The organism is Methylocapsa sp. S129, assembly GCF_009765995.1.
GTDB lineage: Bacteria > Pseudomonadota > Alphaproteobacteria > Rhizobiales > Beijerinckiaceae > Roseiarcus.
This window is the reverse complement of sequence record NZ_LMUI01000059.1, coordinates 202,190-217,906: the sequence shown is the minus strand read 5'-3', so window position 1 is coordinate 217,906 and position 15,717 is coordinate 202,190. Positions and strand designations below refer to the sequence as shown.

The 15,717-nt window shown below is 63.3% G+C and carries 13 protein-coding genes; all 13 read left to right on the top strand.

Annotation, left to right across the window (positions count from 1 at the left end; genetic code table 11):
- The coding region (locus tag GSQ90_RS29570; RefSeq protein ID WP_210255012.1) for an ABC transporter permease at positions 1–551 on the top strand (551 nt) is incomplete at its 5' end.
- 13 nt (positions 552–564) lie between these two features.
- Positions 565–2,181 carry an ABC transporter ATP-binding protein gene (locus GSQ90_RS29565; protein WP_158818572.1) on the top strand — a complete coding sequence of 539 codons (1,617 nt, stop codon included), beginning with the start codon at positions 565–567 and terminating at the stop codon, positions 2,179–2,181.
- A gap of 173 nt (positions 2,182–2,354) precedes the next feature.
- Positions 2,355–4,355 (top strand): CocE/NonD family hydrolase, encoded by a 2,001-nt coding sequence (locus GSQ90_RS29560; protein WP_371418497.1) that lies wholly within the window; start codon positions 2,355–2,357, stop codon positions 4,353–4,355.
- Positions 4,356–4,530: 175 nt separating this feature from the next.
- On the top strand, positions 4,531–6,567 hold the full coding sequence (locus GSQ90_RS29555; protein ID WP_158818571.1) for an NADH:flavin oxidoreductase: 2,037 nt from the start codon (positions 4,531–4,533) through the stop codon (positions 6,565–6,567).
- 210 nt (positions 6,568–6,777) lie between these two features.
- On the top strand, positions 6,778–7,968 hold the full coding sequence (gene fdhA / locus GSQ90_RS29550) for a formaldehyde dehydrogenase, glutathione-independent (protein WP_158818570.1): 1,191 nt from the start codon (positions 6,778–6,780) through the stop codon (positions 7,966–7,968).
- Between the two features lie 258 nt (positions 7,969–8,226).
- The gene (locus tag GSQ90_RS29545) at positions 8,227–9,096 is read left to right on the top strand and encodes a GntR family transcriptional regulator (RefSeq protein WP_158818569.1); all 870 of its coding nucleotides are present in this window, start codon (positions 8,227–8,229) and stop codon (positions 9,094–9,096) included.
- Entirely contained in the window at positions 9,017–10,051 is a 1,035-nt protein-coding gene (locus GSQ90_RS29540; RefSeq protein ID WP_158818568.1) for a BMP family protein, read from the top strand. Before GSQ90_RS29545 ends, GSQ90_RS29540 begins: the two co-directional genes overlap by 80 nt.
- On the top strand, positions 10,048–11,583 hold the full coding sequence (locus GSQ90_RS29535) for an ABC transporter ATP-binding protein (RefSeq protein WP_158818567.1): 1,536 nt from the start codon (positions 10,048–10,050) through the stop codon (positions 11,581–11,583). The genes GSQ90_RS29540 and GSQ90_RS29535 overlap by 4 nt, the downstream gene beginning before the upstream one ends.
- Positions 11,583–12,620 (top strand): ABC transporter permease, encoded by a 1,038-nt coding sequence (locus tag GSQ90_RS29530; protein ID WP_158818566.1) that lies wholly within the window; start codon positions 11,583–11,585, stop codon positions 12,618–12,620. Before GSQ90_RS29535 ends, GSQ90_RS29530 begins: the two co-directional genes overlap by 1 nt.
- Positions 12,617–13,519, top strand: coding sequence for an ABC transporter permease (locus GSQ90_RS29525; RefSeq protein WP_158818565.1), 903 nt, complete (start codon positions 12,617–12,619; stop codon positions 13,517–13,519). Before GSQ90_RS29530 ends, GSQ90_RS29525 begins: the two co-directional genes overlap by 4 nt.
- The gene (locus GSQ90_RS29520) at positions 13,516–14,097 is read left to right on the top strand and encodes a cysteine hydrolase family protein (protein ID WP_158818564.1); all 582 of its coding nucleotides are present in this window, start codon (positions 13,516–13,518) and stop codon (positions 14,095–14,097) included. The genes GSQ90_RS29525 and GSQ90_RS29520 overlap by 4 nt, the downstream gene beginning before the upstream one ends.
- Positions 14,094–14,942: a carbohydrate kinase family protein gene (locus GSQ90_RS29515; protein ID WP_158818563.1), complete on the top strand. Its 849-nt coding sequence runs from the start codon at positions 14,094–14,096 to the stop codon at positions 14,940–14,942. Before GSQ90_RS29520 ends, GSQ90_RS29515 begins: the two co-directional genes overlap by 4 nt.
- A 22-nt stretch (positions 14,943–14,964) precedes the next feature.
- Positions 14,965–15,711 carry a nucleoside phosphorylase gene (locus GSQ90_RS29510; protein ID WP_158818562.1) on the top strand — a complete coding sequence of 249 codons (747 nt, stop codon included), beginning with the start codon at positions 14,965–14,967 and terminating at the stop codon, positions 15,709–15,711.
- Positions 15,712–15,717: the final 6 nt, after the last annotated feature.

The following is a 15,717-nucleotide window of genomic DNA, read 5'->3' as shown; positions in this document are numbered from 1 at the left end:
CCGCCGCGGTGATGGGCGCCTGGGTCGACATGCTGCTCTCCCGCCTGGTCGATGTCATTCTTTCGATCCCGTCATTGGTGCTCGCTCTGATCATTCTGGGTGTGTTCGGCTCCTCGATTCCAGTTCTGATCGTGACAATCGCCGTCCTGGATTCGACCCGCGTGTTCCGTCTCGCGCGAGCGCTCGGCAAGAATCTTGTCGTGCTTGAATTTGTCGAAGTGGCGCGCCTGCGCGGCGAAGGCCTATGGTGGGTCATCAGCCGGGAAATCCTTCCCAACGCCGCGGCGCCGCTCATTTCGGAATTTGGCTTAAGATTTTGCTTCAATTTTCTCTTTGTAGCGACTTTGAGCTTCCTCGGAATCGGCGTCCAACCCCCCTATGCGGATTGGGGCGGCATGGTTCGTGAAAACGCAGCCGCCATCAACTTCGGCATTTACGCGCCGCTTTATCCGGCTTTCGCGATCGCGACATTGACAGTCGGCGTCAACCTCGTCGTCGACTGGCTCTTGTCAATCGACGCCAGACCCTCCGGATCTCAAGCAGAAATGTAAGGATATCGCGCCAATGAGCGACGACCTCGTGCTCCACCTCGTGGGTCTCAAAGTTGAGACCATCAAAGGCGCCGTGCTTGTCGATCATGTCGACGCCACGCTGAAGCGCGGGGAGATTCTTGGCCTCATCGGCGAGTCCGGCGCCGGAAAGTCGACGATCGGCCTCGCCGCCATGGCCTATGCGCGCGCGGGTTGCCGCATCACCGGCGGCAGCATCACGATCAACGGAACGAATTTGCGCGCCAGCACGGCGGTTCAGCGGCGTAATTTTCGCGGCAAGAGCATCGCCTATATCGCCCAGAGCGCGGCGGCCTCGTTCAATCCGGCGATGACTCTGATGGATCAAGTCTGCGAGGCGCCCGTCACCCACGGCGTCATGAGTCGACCGGAGGCCGAGGCCTATGCGCGGCGCCTGTTCCGCACGCTGCAATTGCCCGAGCCCGATACATTTGGCGACCGCTATCCGCACGAGGCGTCGGGAGGGCAGTTGCAGCGCGCGATGGCCGCCATGGCGATGAGCTGCCGCCCCGACATTATCGTGCTTGACGAGCCAACGACGGCGCTCGACGTCACGACGCAAATCGAGGTGCTGGCGCTATTGCGCGATCTTATCCGGGAATTCGGCACGGCTGGCCTCTACATCACCCATGATCTGGCGGTTGTGGCGCAGATCGCCCAACGGATCATGGTGCTTCGTCATGGAAAAATGATCGAAGTCGGCGATGCGCGCCAGGTGCTGGAAAAGCCGAACACCCCTTATGCGACCGCTCTTGTGAACGAGCGGCGCGATGCGACGCATGTTCCGCTCATCGATCCGCCTTCGGACGCGACCGCAGTGCTCAGCATTGTCAACCTCGAGGCCGGCTATCGCGCGGGCATTCCGGTGGTCAAGAACATCAATATCTCGATCGCGCGCGGCGAAACGCTCGCGGTTGTGGGCGAGTCGGGCTCCGGCAAGAGTTCCGTGGCGAGGATCGTGATGGGACTATTGCCGCGTTGGCGCGGCGATGTGCAACTCGCGGGTCAAACCTTGGCGCCCGCTCTCGCGCAGCGCCCGCGCGATGTCTTGCGCCGCCTCCAGATGGTGCATCAGATGCCGGATGTCGCGATCAATCCGCGCCAAACGCTGGAGGACATTATCGGGCGCCCCGTGGCGTTCTTCTTCAACCGTCCGAAGGCGGCGATCAGAGAACGCGTCGCCGAGCTTTTGCGACTGGTCGGCCTGCCCGAGGATTTCGCCGGCCGCCGTCCCGGTCAGCTTTCCGGCGGTCAGAAGCAGCGCGTATGCATTGCGCGGGCTCTCGCGGCCGAGCCGGATGTTATCATCTGCGACGAGCCGACCTCGGCGCTCGATCCGTTGGTGGCGGAAGAAGTGCTGAAGCTCCTGAGGCGGCTTCAGGATGAACTCGGCCTCGCCTATATGTTCATTACGCATGATCTGGGCACCGTGCGGCGCATCGCCCACCGGACGGCCGTGATGCTGAAAGGCGAGATCATCGCGCAAGGGGCGACCGCGGAAATCTTCTCGCCGCCGTTCCACCCGTATACGGAAAAGCTCATCGCCTCCGTGCCGGAGATGGATACGACCTGGCTCGATCAGGTGCTGGCGAGAAGGGGAGTCGCGGCTTAGGACCGCCCACTGCCGGGCGTCCTGCGAAGACTTATCAATCCCTTCCCGCTTTCCGTTCCAACCTCAATGCGGTTGAGGGTTGGCATTTGGCGGATCACGCCAATAGGGCGACGAATGCGCGCTGAATTCCGCGCAGCATCGCGAGACTTAACTTAGGGAAAGCCCCGGTTCCAATGATGGATGTCACAATTATTGAGCATTTCTTCATCCCGCTCTCGGACGGCGCCCGTCTTGCCGCGCGTCTGTGGCTGCCGAAGGACGCAGTCCAGAAGCCGGTGCCGGCGATCCTCGAATATATCCCCTATCGCAAGCGCGACGGAACCCGTGGTCGCGACGAACCGATGCACGGCTGGTTCGCCGCGCAAGGCTACGGCGCCATCCGTGTCGACATGCGCGGCTCGGGCGAGTCCGACGGGCACATGGCGGATGAATATCTCGCCCAGGAGTTGGAAGACGCCTGCGAGGTGATCGCCTGGCTCAGCCGGCAGAGCTGGTGCAGCGGGCGCGTCGGCATGATGGGCAAATCCTGGGGCGGATTTAACGCGCTGCAGACGGCTGCGCTGCGCCCCCCTGCGCTGAAGGCGATCATCACGGTGTGCTCGACGGACGATCGTTACGCCGACGACATCCACTACATGGGCGGCGCGCTGCTGAACGACAATCTGTGGTGGGGCGCGATCATGCTCGCCTATCAGGCCCGGCCCGCCGATCCCGCTCTCGTGGGCGAGGAATGGCGAGATCAATGGCTTGAACGACTGAAGAGCTTGCCGTTCTTTCCGGCGCTCTGGCTCGCCCATCAGCGGCGCGACGCCTATTGGCGGCATGGCTCCGTATGCGAGGACTTTTCCGCCATCGCTTGCCCGGTATTCGCTGTGGGCGGTTGGGCCGACGCCTACACCAACGCCGTGCCGCGCTTGCTCGAAGGGCTCACCGCGCCGCGGCTTGGGCTGATTGGCCCATGGGCGCACATCTATCCGCAGGATGGCAAGCCTGGACCCGCCATCGGGTTTCTGCAAGAAGCCCTGCGCTGGTGGGACCATTGGCTGAAGGACGAGGATCGCGGAATCATGGCGGAGCCGATGCTCCGCGCCTTCGTCGAAGACTGGTCCAAGCCCGGCGATCGCGACCCGGCGCCGGGGCGTTTCGTCGGCGAAGCGCAATGGCCTTCGCCGCGCATCGAGCGCCGCGCGCTCCATCTCACTGGCGATGGTTTGCGCGGCTTGCCGGGTCCAGTCGAAGAGTTCGCGATCCGCTCGCCTTGCTGGACCGGCATGGCCGTCGGCGAATGGATGGGCACGGGCGTGGCCGGCGAAGGACCGGCCGACCAGCGCCATGACGACGGCTTTTCGCTCGTCTTCGACAGCGAGCCCCTGAACGAACGCATGGAACTGCTTGGCGCCCCCGAGATCGTGGTTACGATCGCCTCCGACAAACCTGCAGCGCAGCTCTGCGCGCGGCTCTGCGATGTGGCGCCGGACGGTTCGTCGCGCCGGGTCTCCTATGGCGTGCTCAACCTCACCCATAGAGACAGCCATGCCGAACCAAGCGCGCTGGCGCCGGGCGTGTTCTACAATGTCCGCTTGAAGCTCAATGATTGCGGCTACGCCTTCGCTCCCGGCCATGTCGTGCGGTTGGCGCTCTCGAGCGCCTATTGGCCGCTGGTCTGGCCAGCGCCGGAAGCTGCGACATTGAAGCTGAGGGCTCCCGCCAAGCTCGTCCTGCCGGTGCGTCCGCCCGACCCGAAGGATGCGGCGGCAGGTTTCGCGCCGCCGCTGCGCGGCAGCCTGGCGCCGGTCACCAAAGTGGCCGAAGGGCGCATGACTCGCGCCGCCGCCCTCGATCTCCTGACTGGCGTCGCGACCTATGTGACTCATGGCGAGGGGGGCTTGTTCGGCGAGGGCGCCCATCGCTTTGATGAGATCGACACGACGGTCTCGCATGACCTCAAGCGCGAGCTGACGATCGGCGCTGAGGATCCTCTCACAGCCCGTTACCAGATCACCCAGAACTACGAGCTCGGGCGCGAGGGCTGGCGCATCCTCATCGAAACCCGGACTTCGATGCATGCGACGGCGACGGATTTCGTCGTGCAGGCGAGCGTTCGAGCGTACGAGAACGGGACTCTGGCGGGCGGACGCGACATGGAGCAGACGATCCCCCGCGATCACCTATAGAAAACGCCATCGCGTTAACGCTTGAGCCCAGTCAGAGGTGTGACCGCCTATCAACGGTCACGCGCAAATTGACCCTGCCAGACCATCGAAGTGAAACGAGGCCAGAAAGCCCCTATGCTAGCCGAATGCGCCGCTATCTTTCGGGACAGTTCCGTCACGCGCGAGAAGGTCGCCTATGTCGAATGATCCGCTCCTTCAGCCGTATCAACTGAAGCATCTCACGTTGAAAAACCGGATCATGACCACCGCTCATGAACCGGCCTATCCGGAAGATGGAATGCCGAAGGAGCGCTATCGCGCCTATCACGCCGAGCGGGCGAAGGGTGGAATCGCCTTGACGATGACGGCGGGATCGGCGGCGGTGTCGCGCGACAGTCCACCCGCGTTCAACAATATCCTCGCTTATAAAGACGAGGTGGTGCCGTGGATGAAGGAACTGGCCGACGCCTGCCACGAACACGGCGCGGCCGTGATGATTCAACTGACCCATCTGGGTCGGCGCACGCGCTGGGACAATGGCGATTGGCTGCCGGTCGTATCTCCCTCGCATAAAAGAGAGACGGCTCATCGCGCCTTTCCAAAGAAGATCGAAGATTGGGATATTGAGCGCATCATTGAGGACTATGCGAACGCAGCGGAACGGATGAAGGCCGGGGGCCTCGATGGGATCGAGTTGGAGGCCTATGGGCATCTGATGGACCAGTTCTGGTCGCCGCTGACCAATGAGCTGGATGCGCCCTATGGCGGCTCCCTGGACAATCGGCTGCGCTTTACATTTGAGGTTCTGGCGGCGATCCGCAGACGTGTCGGGTCCGATTTCATCGTTGGCGTACGCTACACGGCCGATGAAGTTCTCGACGGCGGCTTGACCAAACAGGATGGCTTCGAGATCTCGCGAAGACTGAAAGAAAGCGGCCTGGTCGATTTTCTCAACGTCATTCGCGGCCACATCGATACCGACGCCGGACTGACCGATGTCATTCCGGTTCAGGGAATGGCGAGTTCGCCACACCTCGATTTCGCAGGCGAAATTCGCGAGGCGACGAAGTTCCCGACATTCCACGCCGCCAAGATCGCCGATGTCGCGACAGCGCGGCACGCGATCGCGGCGGGCAAGCTCGACATGGTGGGGATGACGCGCGCGCACATGACCGATCCGCATATTGTGCGAAAGATCGTCGAGGGGCGCGAAGGCGATATCCGCCCTTGCGTCGGCGCGAATTATTGCCTCGATCGAATCTATCAGGGCGGCGCCGCCTATTGCATTCACAATCCCGCGACCGGCCGCGAAACGACGATGCCGCACGACATCGCCAAAGCCAATGTCAGGCGCAAGGTCGTCATCGTCGGCGCCGGCCCGGCTGGTCTGGAGGCGGCGCGAGTCGCAGCCGAGCGGGGCCACGAGGTCGTCGTCTTCGAGGCGGCGAGCAGACCTGGCGGTCAAGTGCGGCTCACCGCGCAAAGCCCTCGGCGCCGCGACATGATGGGCATTATCGATTGGCGCATGGCGCAATGCGAAGCGCGAGGAGTCGCTTTCCGCTTCGACACCTGGGCGGAGGCGAGTGTGGCGCTCGCCGAAAATCCCGATGTCGTGATCGTCGCGACGGGCGGCTTCCCTGACACGGAGAGCCTGGCTTCCGGCAATGACCTCGTCGTATCGACCTGGGACATCATATCGGGGGATGTGAAACCCGGCATGAATGTCCTGCTGTTTGACGACGCGGGCGATCATGCGGCAATGCAGGCGGCGGAGGTCATCGCGAGAAGTGGCGCAAAGCTGGAGGTGATGACGCCGGACCGCGCTTTCGCGCCGGAAGTCATGGCCATGAATCTGGTGCCCTATATGCGCAGCTTGCAAAAGCTCGACGTGACGTTCACCGTGACCTATAGGGTTGAAACCGTGCGTCGCGGCGGCAACGAGTTGATCGCTCTGATCGGCAGCGACTATGGCGGCGTGCGAAAGGAACGGCGTTTCGATCAGATTGTCGTCAATCATGGAACGATCCCGATGGACGCGCTCTATTTCGAGCTGAAGCCGCTCTCCCGCAATCTCGGGGCGATCGACTACGACGACCTCGTCGCTGGCCGCGCGCAAAAAAGCGCCCGCAATTCCGATGGCGAATTCGAACTCTTTCGCATCGGAGATGCGGTTTCCGCCCGCAACACTCATGCCGCCATCTACGACGCCTTGAGGCTTGTAAAGGATCTGTGATCGCGCAACGCCGAGCCGTTTGCTCGCGGAGGGGCGGGGCCTCGCCTGAAACGCGTTCGATGAATCAGGCTTGAATTCGCCTGCCGGGCTTCCTCTGCAATTTTGAGCTTGCGTCCATATCTCGAATGCGTTGGCGTCCCCAAGCGCCGAGGCATAGACTGTTGCGCATCGGCTCCGTTCGATTCAGAAAAATGAAAAAGGGAGGATGCTTTGGGCGACAACCGCGGTTTGGTTTATCTCGGACCTGGCAAGGTCGAGGTGCAAAACATCGACGATCCGAAGTTTGAAGATCCGCATGGGCGAAAGATTGACCATGGCGTCATTCTCAAAGTCGTCTCGACCAACATCTGCGGGTCGGACCAGCATATGGTGCGCGGCCGCACGACCGCGCAGCCGGGCCTGGTGCTCGGGCACGAGATTACCGGCGAGGTGATTGAAACGGGGTCGGACGTCGAACTCCTGCGCAAAGGCGATATCGTCTCGGTGCCGTTCAACGTCGCCTGCGGCCGTTGCCGAACCTGCAAGTCGGGCGATACCGGCGTTTGCCTCCACGTCAATGATGCGCGCGCCGGCGGCGCCTATGGCTATGTCGACATGGGCGGCTGGATCGGCGGACAGGCGCGCTATGTGATGGTCCCTTACGCGGACTTCAATCTGTTGAAATTTCCCGATCGCGATCAGGCCATGGCGAAAATCCGCGATCTCACTATGCTGTCGGATATCCTGCCGACCGGCTTTCATGGCGCGGTCAGGGCAGGGGTGGGCGTCGGTTCCGTCGTCTATGTCGCCGGCGCTGGGCCAGTCGGCATGGCCGCGGCCGCCTCGTCTCGGATTTTGGGCGCGGCCGTGACGATGATCGGCGACTTCAACAAGGAGCGCCTCGCGCATGCGAGCAAGATGGGCTTCACGCCGATCGATCTTGGCAAGCATGATCGTCTGGGCGAGATGATCGCCGAAGTGGTTGGGGCGCCTGAGGTCGACGCGGCGATCGACGCGGTCGGTTTCGAGGCGCGCGGTCATTCGGGCGCCGAGCAGCCCGCCATCGTGCTGAACCAGATGATGGAAATCACGCGCGCGGCGGGCTCGATCGGCATACCGGGCCTTTATGTCACCGAGGATCCGGGCGGCGTCGACCCTGCGGCCCAGAAGGGGAGCCTCAGTCTGCGGCTCGGTCTGGGCTGGGCGAAAGCGCAGTCTTTCCATACCGGCCAGACGCCGGTGATCCGCTACAATCGCCAACTCATGATGGCGATCTTGCATGGGCGGCTCAATATCGCCGAAATCGTCAACGCCAAGGTGATTTCGCTCGAGGACGCTCCCAAGGGCTACGAGACCTTCGATCAGGGCGCGGCGGCGAAATTTGTCCTTGATCCACACGGCATCGTGTCCAAGGCCGCTTAACGCTGAATCATCGGCGACTTTGAGGGCGCGCAAGAGGGGCTTGCGCGCCAAGCGCGCCGTCTGGCGGCGCATCAAGGCCGCCGATCGCAATCATCATCTCAAAAAGCCGCGGCAGCGTTGATTTGGACATGCACGGCTTTCTCGGGTGGGTTCCCGAGCCCTTTGCAAATTGGCGATGTTGCGATGCAGCCATGGTCGCTTGCAAAGGGCACATGAAAGTGTCATAGCTTGTCCAGTCAACCATATGACTGGGCCCCGATGGCGCGTGCGAACTTCGCAACTTCTGAAGCTTCCTCTGACCGGCCGCTTTACTTGCAGTTGGTCGACAGCCTTCGCATCGATATCGCGAACAAGACGCCCGGCGACAGGATCGACAGCGAACCGCAGCTCTCAAGGCGTTTTGGCGTCAGTCGTTTTACCGTCACGCGCGCGATCGAAATTCTTGTCGACGAGGGCTTAATCAGCCGTCGCCAGGGGTTGGGGACTTTCGTCGCAGCTCCGGCGCTGAAGCGGGCGCCGTCTTATCTCTCAAGCTTTTCGGAGGCGGTTTCGTCCGCCAGACGCGTCGCGTCGCATCGCGTGCTCGCCTATGGGCCGACCCCTTGGCGCGAGAGCCTGCCTTATCGCGAGGACGAGCCCTTAATTTCGCTTGATCGTTTGCGTTTCGTCGATCGCGTGCCGACAGCAATTCATCGCTCAATCATTTCCGCCGCCATAGCCGAACGCATCGGTCTGACGTCCGACGTCGTCGCGAGCCCCAGTTTCTCGCTCTATCGCCGTTTTGACGAGACGGGCTTATTCGTCGACCGCGGCGTCGAGACATTGCGGGCGCGCGGCGCCAGCCTTGAGGAATCCAGGCTGCTGCGCCTCGACGACAGCCGGGTGGTCATGGCCGTCTGCCGATGCACTTTTGCGGCCGATGGAACAATTCTCGATGTCGTCGACGCTGTCTATGACGCCCGCCGCTACGCCTATGAGGCTGAAATCCGGCGCGCTCCTGGCTTGATCCCTTCCAACCGCCATCCTCAAACTTCACGGGAGAACGATAATGTTTCGCATGCGAATGGTGAGCAGAGTTTCGGTCCTCGTCTTGGGCCTTGGGGCGATGTCGACAGCGCTGGCGGCTGAAAAGCCCGTCGCGCTGATCATCGCGCAGGGCGGCCTCGGCGATCAATCCTATAACGACCTGGCCTATGCCGGTTTCAAGAAAGCGGTCGCCGAGGCCAAGCTTGAGGGCAAGCCGGTCGAATCGAAAGACGTGGTCGCTCAGGCCGCTGATATTCTTCGCCGCGCTTCGGACGCCGGCTTCGGCCTCGTGGTCGATCTTGAATATTCGCATGGCGATGCGTTGGCGACCGTGGCCAAGGATTACGCCGGCACCGATTACGTGATCCTCAACCAGGTGAAGCCGGGCGCCAATGTCGCCTCTGTCTTGTTCCAGGAGCAGGAAGGCTCCTATCTCGCCGGCGCTTTGGCCGCGCTTGTCGCGACCGACACGTCGGTCAAGGGCATGAACGGCAAGCCGATCATCGGCGTGATTGGCGGCACCAAATCGGTCGGCATCGACAAATTCATTGTCGGTTACATCCAGGGCGCCCGCGATATGAACCCGAAAGTCGAGGTCAAGGTCGCCTATTCCAACAATTTCGGCGATCCGGCAATTGGCCTGCAAATGGCCAAGGCGATGTATGACGGCGGCGCCAATGTCGTCTATCAGGTCGCAGGCGGCACGGGCCTTGGCGTCATCCAGGCAGCTAAGGAAACCGGCCATTACGCGATCGGCGTCGACACCGATCAGGATGGCGTCGCGCCCGGCGCCGTGCTGACCAGCATGATCAAGCGGACGGACGTTGCTGTCGAGACGGTCGTCAAGGACTATGCAGCGGGCAAGTTCCCAGGCGGCAAGACGGTGACGCTCGGCCTTGCCGAGGACGGCGTCGGCCTTTCCCCGATGAAATATACGCACGACCTCATTCCGGCAGCGACGCTGACCAAAATCGAGAGCGTTAAAAAGGACATTTTGTCGGGCAAAATCAAAGTCTGGAACGTGGTCGACCAAGGTTACCCGGATTTCTTCAAATGATGGATAGGGCCCGCGTCGCCATTCGACTCGGCGCCCGCAAAGTAACGCGCAGATTCGGTCCGGTCGTCGCAAACGATCAGATCGATCTCGCGGTGGCTCCCGGAACAATCCACGCTATTGTCGGGGGCAACGGTGCCGGAAAGTCGACGCTGATGCGTATTCTGCAAGGCGTCGATCAGCCCGACGAAGGCAGCGTCATTCTCGACGACGCGCCCGTCCGGTTGACAGGGCCGGCTGACGCCTTCGCACGCGGCATCGGCATGGTGCATCAGGAATTCATGCTGGCGCCCAATCTCACGCTTCTGGAAAATCTGATCCTCGCGCGCGAGCCCGTTGGCCGTGGCGGTCTGATCGACTGGCGCGTGGCGCAGGCGGAGGCCGACAGACTCGCGGCGCTCGCCGGCGTCGCGCTCGACTGGCGCGTCAAGGTGGCGGACGCGCCGGTGCATCAGCGCCAGATTCTCGAAATCCTGCGCCTGCTTTATCGCGGCGCCGACGTCCTCATCCTGGACGAGCCGACGGCCGTTCTTGCTCCCGCGCAGGTAACGGAATTGATCGCCCTGATGCGGCGCCTGAAGGCCGAGGGGCGCACGATTCTGTTCATCAGCCACAAGCTCGACGAAGTCATGAGCGTCGCCGACGTCATCACCGTCATCCGCGTTGGCCGGGTGGTTGCGACAACGACGCCGGCGCAGACGGACAAGGCGCAACTCGCCCAATTGATGGTCGGTGAAGCGGTCGCGATGGCGAAAGTCGCGCCTTATTCACGGCCGCCCGGCGCGCCGCTGTTCTCGGCGCGAGGCCTTGTCGCGCGCGACGGACGCGGCCTCAAACGACTGGGACCCATCGACCTCGATATTTTCGCGGGCGAAATCGTCGGCATCGCTGGCGTCGCGGGCAATGGTCAGGATGAACTTGTCGCGAGCGCCGCGGGGCTGGGGGCGATCGCGGAGGGCGCCATCTCGTTCGGCGGGCGTGATTTCACGCGCGCGCCGGCCAGCCGCTTCCGCGCGGCGGGGATCAGCTATCTCAGCGCCGACCGGTCCGAGGAGGGGCTCTGTCTGACCGCGTCGATCTCCGATAATTTCATCGCCGGCCGCGAGCAGGAATCGCCCTTCTCCCGCGGCGGCTTTCTGCGCCTCAAAATGATCAACGCCGGCGCCGAGAACGCGCTTGCGAAATTGTCGGTTCGCTATGGCCGCTTGACCGATGCGGTGCGCAGCCTGTCGGGCGGCAACCAGCAACGCGTGGCGATCGCGCGGGAGCTTGAGCGCGGTCCGCGGTTGCTCGTCGCAGCGCAACCGACGCGCGGCGTCGATATTGTGGGGATCGCCTTCATCCACGAGCAGATTGCGGCGTTCCGCGATCGGGGCGGCGCGGTGCTGCTGGTCTCCGAAGAACTCGAGGAGATATTGACGCTTTCCGACCGCATCGTCGGCCTCTATGGCGGACAAGTCACCGGCCAATTGCTTCGAAGCGAGGCGAGCGTCGAGAAAGTCGGGCGTCTGATGCTCGGCCAGAAGGCGGCGTAATGGGCGTCGCCATGCTTCCTGCTCTGTCGCGAGCCGCTGGCGTCGCTGCGCCTTTTGCCCTGGCGGTCGTGATCGGCGCCATCGTGCTCGCGGCGACGGGCCATGAACCGCTTGGGGTCTATGGACTGATGGCGTCCGAAGCTTTCGGCGGCGAGCGACGCATCGCGGCGACGCTGACAGCGGCGACGCCTTTGTTGCTGACGGGCCTTGCGGCGGCGGTCGCCTTTCGCTCCGGCATTTTCAATGTCGGCGCGGAAGGTTGCTTCTATCTAGGCGGCATGGTCGCCGCGGTGCTCGGCTTTGCGCTCGGCGATTGGCCGTCGGTCCTGCTGATTCCGGTCGCTCTTGTCGGCGCGGCGATCGTTGGCGGCCTCTGGCTGGTCGGTCCCGGCGTCCTGCGCGCGCGGCTTGGGGTCGACGAAGTCGTTACAACCCTGATGCTCAACTTCATCGCTGTCGACCTGACGAGTTGGCTCGTCAATGGTCCGTTGCTCGCCCGCGGTTCCGCCAATTCCGCGACGGCGCCGATCGCGGTCGGCGCCGAACTGCCGCGATTGCTGCCGCCGACAACGCTGCATCTGGGCTTCGTCATCAGCCTGGCTTTAGTCGCTCTCTACGGGCTTTGGAGTCGATTCACCGTCGCGGGCTTCCGTTCACGCATCGTTGGGTTGAACGCCCGATTTTCCCGCGCGGTTGGAATCCACGTCTCGTCAACTTTCCTGAGGATGATGGTTCTGTCGGGCCTGATCGGCGGTCTTGCGGGAGGCATTCACGCTTTGGGTCTCGTTCATCGTTTCGTGGCGGGCTTTTCGCCGGGTTACGGTTTCACCGGCATTGCGATCGCGCTGCTCGGACGCAATTCCGCGCTTGGAATCATTCTTGCCGCCATCGTCTTCGGCGCTCTCTCTTCGGCCGGCGCGACGATGCAGCTCTTCAGTGACGTGCCGATCGAGATCGTCGAGATCATGCAGGGCGCAGTGATGATTTTCGCGGTGGCCAAGTTCGGCTTTGGTCAGGCGAGGGGCGCGCGCGCATGATCGATCCATTCATCCAGGCCGCGCTGCTGATGACGACGCCGATCCTGCTCGCGGCGATCGGCGGCCTCGTCAATCGCATCGGCGGCCTCGTCAATATCGGTTTGGAATCCATGATGCTGGCAGGCGCTCTTGTCGCCGTTGAGGTATCGGCCGCGACTGGCAGCGTGATCGCGGCGCTGGCCGCCGCGGCGCTTATCGGCGGGTTGATCGGCCTGTCGATGTCGTTGGTCGTGACGCGTTTGCAGGCGAACGAAATCATTGTCGGCCTCGGCTTCAGCGTGGCTGTCGCGGGCCTCGTGCGCTTCGTTCTGAAGAGCGCCTACGGTGTCTCCGGCACGTTCAATCCGCCTGGCGTCGCCATGCTGCCGCGGATCAATATTCCTTTCGTCTCGGACATTCCTGTGCTCGGCGCCATCCTATCTGGCCAGGACGGCCTGACATGGTTCGCCTGGGCGATGGTTCCAGCGACTGCTTTCTTGCTCCATCGCACGCGCGCCGGCCTCAGGCTTCGCGCGACCGGGGCCGCCGAGGCGACGGTCCGCGCCGTTGGGCTCTCGCCATTGAGCATTCGCGACGCCTCCACAGTTTTCGCCGGCGCTATGGCGGGCCTCGCCGGCGCGCATTTATCGATCGGGGTGGTCGGATTGTTCAACGAGGGCATCACCGGCGGGCGAGGTTTCATCGCGCTCGCCGCCTTCTATTTTGGCCGCAGCGCCCCGTGGCGAACGGCGCTCGGCGCGCTGCTGTTCGGTCTGTTCGACGCCGCGCAGATTCGTCTGCAGGGGCATGGAGCGCCGGCTGAACTCGTTCAGATGCTCCCTTATCTCATCGTCATCATCGTGCTGACCGGCCTCGGCCTCGCCGACCGTAGCCGCGTCTCGGAAAGGGCGTTGTCATGACCGCTTCTCATCCGCAATCAGGCAATAAGTCTACGGCGTTGATTCTTGTCGACGTCACCAATTCGTTCTTCCTGGAGGGGATGCCCAATTATTACCCGGCCGCCGCGGAAGTCGTCGCGCCCCTGCGCCAGCTTCTGGCGCAAGCGCGCGCGGCGCAAAAAATCATCGTCCATGCGGTCGAGCAGCATTATCCTGGCTTCGACGATTACGAATGGCGGAAACTCCCGCGCCACCATTTCATCGGCGACCCCGACGCTGCGTTTTTTGCCGGTTTTGAACCCGCTGGCCCGCGCGAAATCGTCACCGCCAAACGGCGTTACAGCGCGTTCTTCGCCACCGATCTTGCGTTGTTCCTGCACGAGCAGAAGATCGAGCGCGTCGTCATCGCCGGCGTGAAGACCAATGTCTGCATCCGCGCCAGCGCGCAAGACGCTTTCGCCAGCGGCTTCGATGTGGTGGTGCCGAGGGAGGCGACGAATTCGAACCGGCCGCATCTCGCCGAAGCTTCGCTCGAAGACATCGACCGTTACATCGGCAAAGTGATCTCGCTCGACGCCGCGCTCGGGATGCTCGCATGACGAGGGTCGTCGTCACCGGCTACGCAAGCCTCGACTACGCCATGCGGCTGGACCGCGCGCCGCAACCCGATGCGACGGCGACCATTCTCGCGCGACCGCTGGAATGGCCGCGCCTCGGTGGCTCGCCGGCCTATATCGCCTGCGCGATGGTCGCGTCTGGGCTTGCCGACGTGAAGCCTTTGAGCTGGATTGGCGACGATGCGGACGGTCGCCTCTACCGCGCCGCGCTGACCGCTCGCAACGTTGCGGTCGACGGGATTGCGCTGCGGCCGGGCCGCACGCCGATCTGCATCCTCGCCTACCAACCTGACGGCGGCTGCCATTGCTTTTATGATCCAAGCCTGTCCGGGCCAAAGACGCTCGACGAAGGCCAGCGGCGGCTCGTCGCCGGCGCGGAATGGGTCTGCCTGACCGTGGGGCCGACCGAGGCGACCGCACAGGCGCTCGCGGCGGCAAAGCCTGAGGCCAAGCTCGTATGGGCGGTTAAGGCCGATCGCCGCGCCGTTCCTCCTGAACTTGCTGCGGCCATCGCCGCGCGCGCCGACGTCGTCGCCTATAGCCGCGGCGAGGCGCCCTTCGTCGCGGAAGCGTTTAAGGCCGCGGGGGAATCGAAGCGCCGCCGCCTGCTGATCGAGACGCGCGGCCGCGATGGCGTTTTGCTGTCCTTTGACGGGCACGAACAACTCATCGCCGCCGAGCCGCTTGCCTCCGAGGACACGACCGGCGCCGGCGATACTTTTCTGGGCGGCTTGCTCGCCGCCCTTGTGAACAACCCAGACAAACCGGCCGACGCCGTCGAGGCGGGCGGACGCGCCGCGCGCGCGATGCTCGTTGCGCGCGGTTAAGCAACGAAAGGAAACCCGAGGAATGACCCGTAGCGCCTGGTATATTGGCTGTCGTGAGGATGAAGTCGGCGAAGCCGCGATCCTGGTTGGCGATCGCGCCCGGATCGACAGGATCGCTGAGCATCTTGAGAGCCCTCATTTTGTTGAGGAGAATCGCGGCCTTCGCACCGTCACCGGCGTTCGCGCCGGCCGTCGCATCACGGTTTCCGCTTTCGGCATGGGCGGCCCCATTGCCGCGATCGTGCTGCATGAACTCTTCGACCTCGGCCTGCGCACATTTCTGCGTATCGGGACGGCGATGGTCATGCCGCCCGCCAAGCTCGGCGATTTCGTGCTCGCCGACGGCGGCGTCCGCGGTGAAAATACGTCGCGAACCTATGCGCCGATTGGCTATCCCGCCGTCGCCGACTTTGACCTCAGCGCCGCGTTGCGCGCCGCGCTAGTCAAACGCAAAGTGTCCTGGCGCGCCGGGATCTTCGGCACCTATGACGGTTTTTACACCGAGATGTTCGCTCTCTCGGCGGGCGAAAAACAGATGATCGACGGCCTGCGCGACGAGGTCCGCCGTCTCGGCCTGATTGCCACGGACATGGAGACCGCGACGTTGTTGACCGCTGGGCGCGTGCTCGGCGCGCGCACCGCGAGCCTTTGCCTCGGCACGGTCGACGGCCTCACGCAGGAGAAAATCGGCGCCGCCGAACTCGAGGCCCAAGAGCGCGCGATGTTCGAGATCGCTCTCGACGCGATCGTCGCCAGCCTTTCATCCTGATTTCTG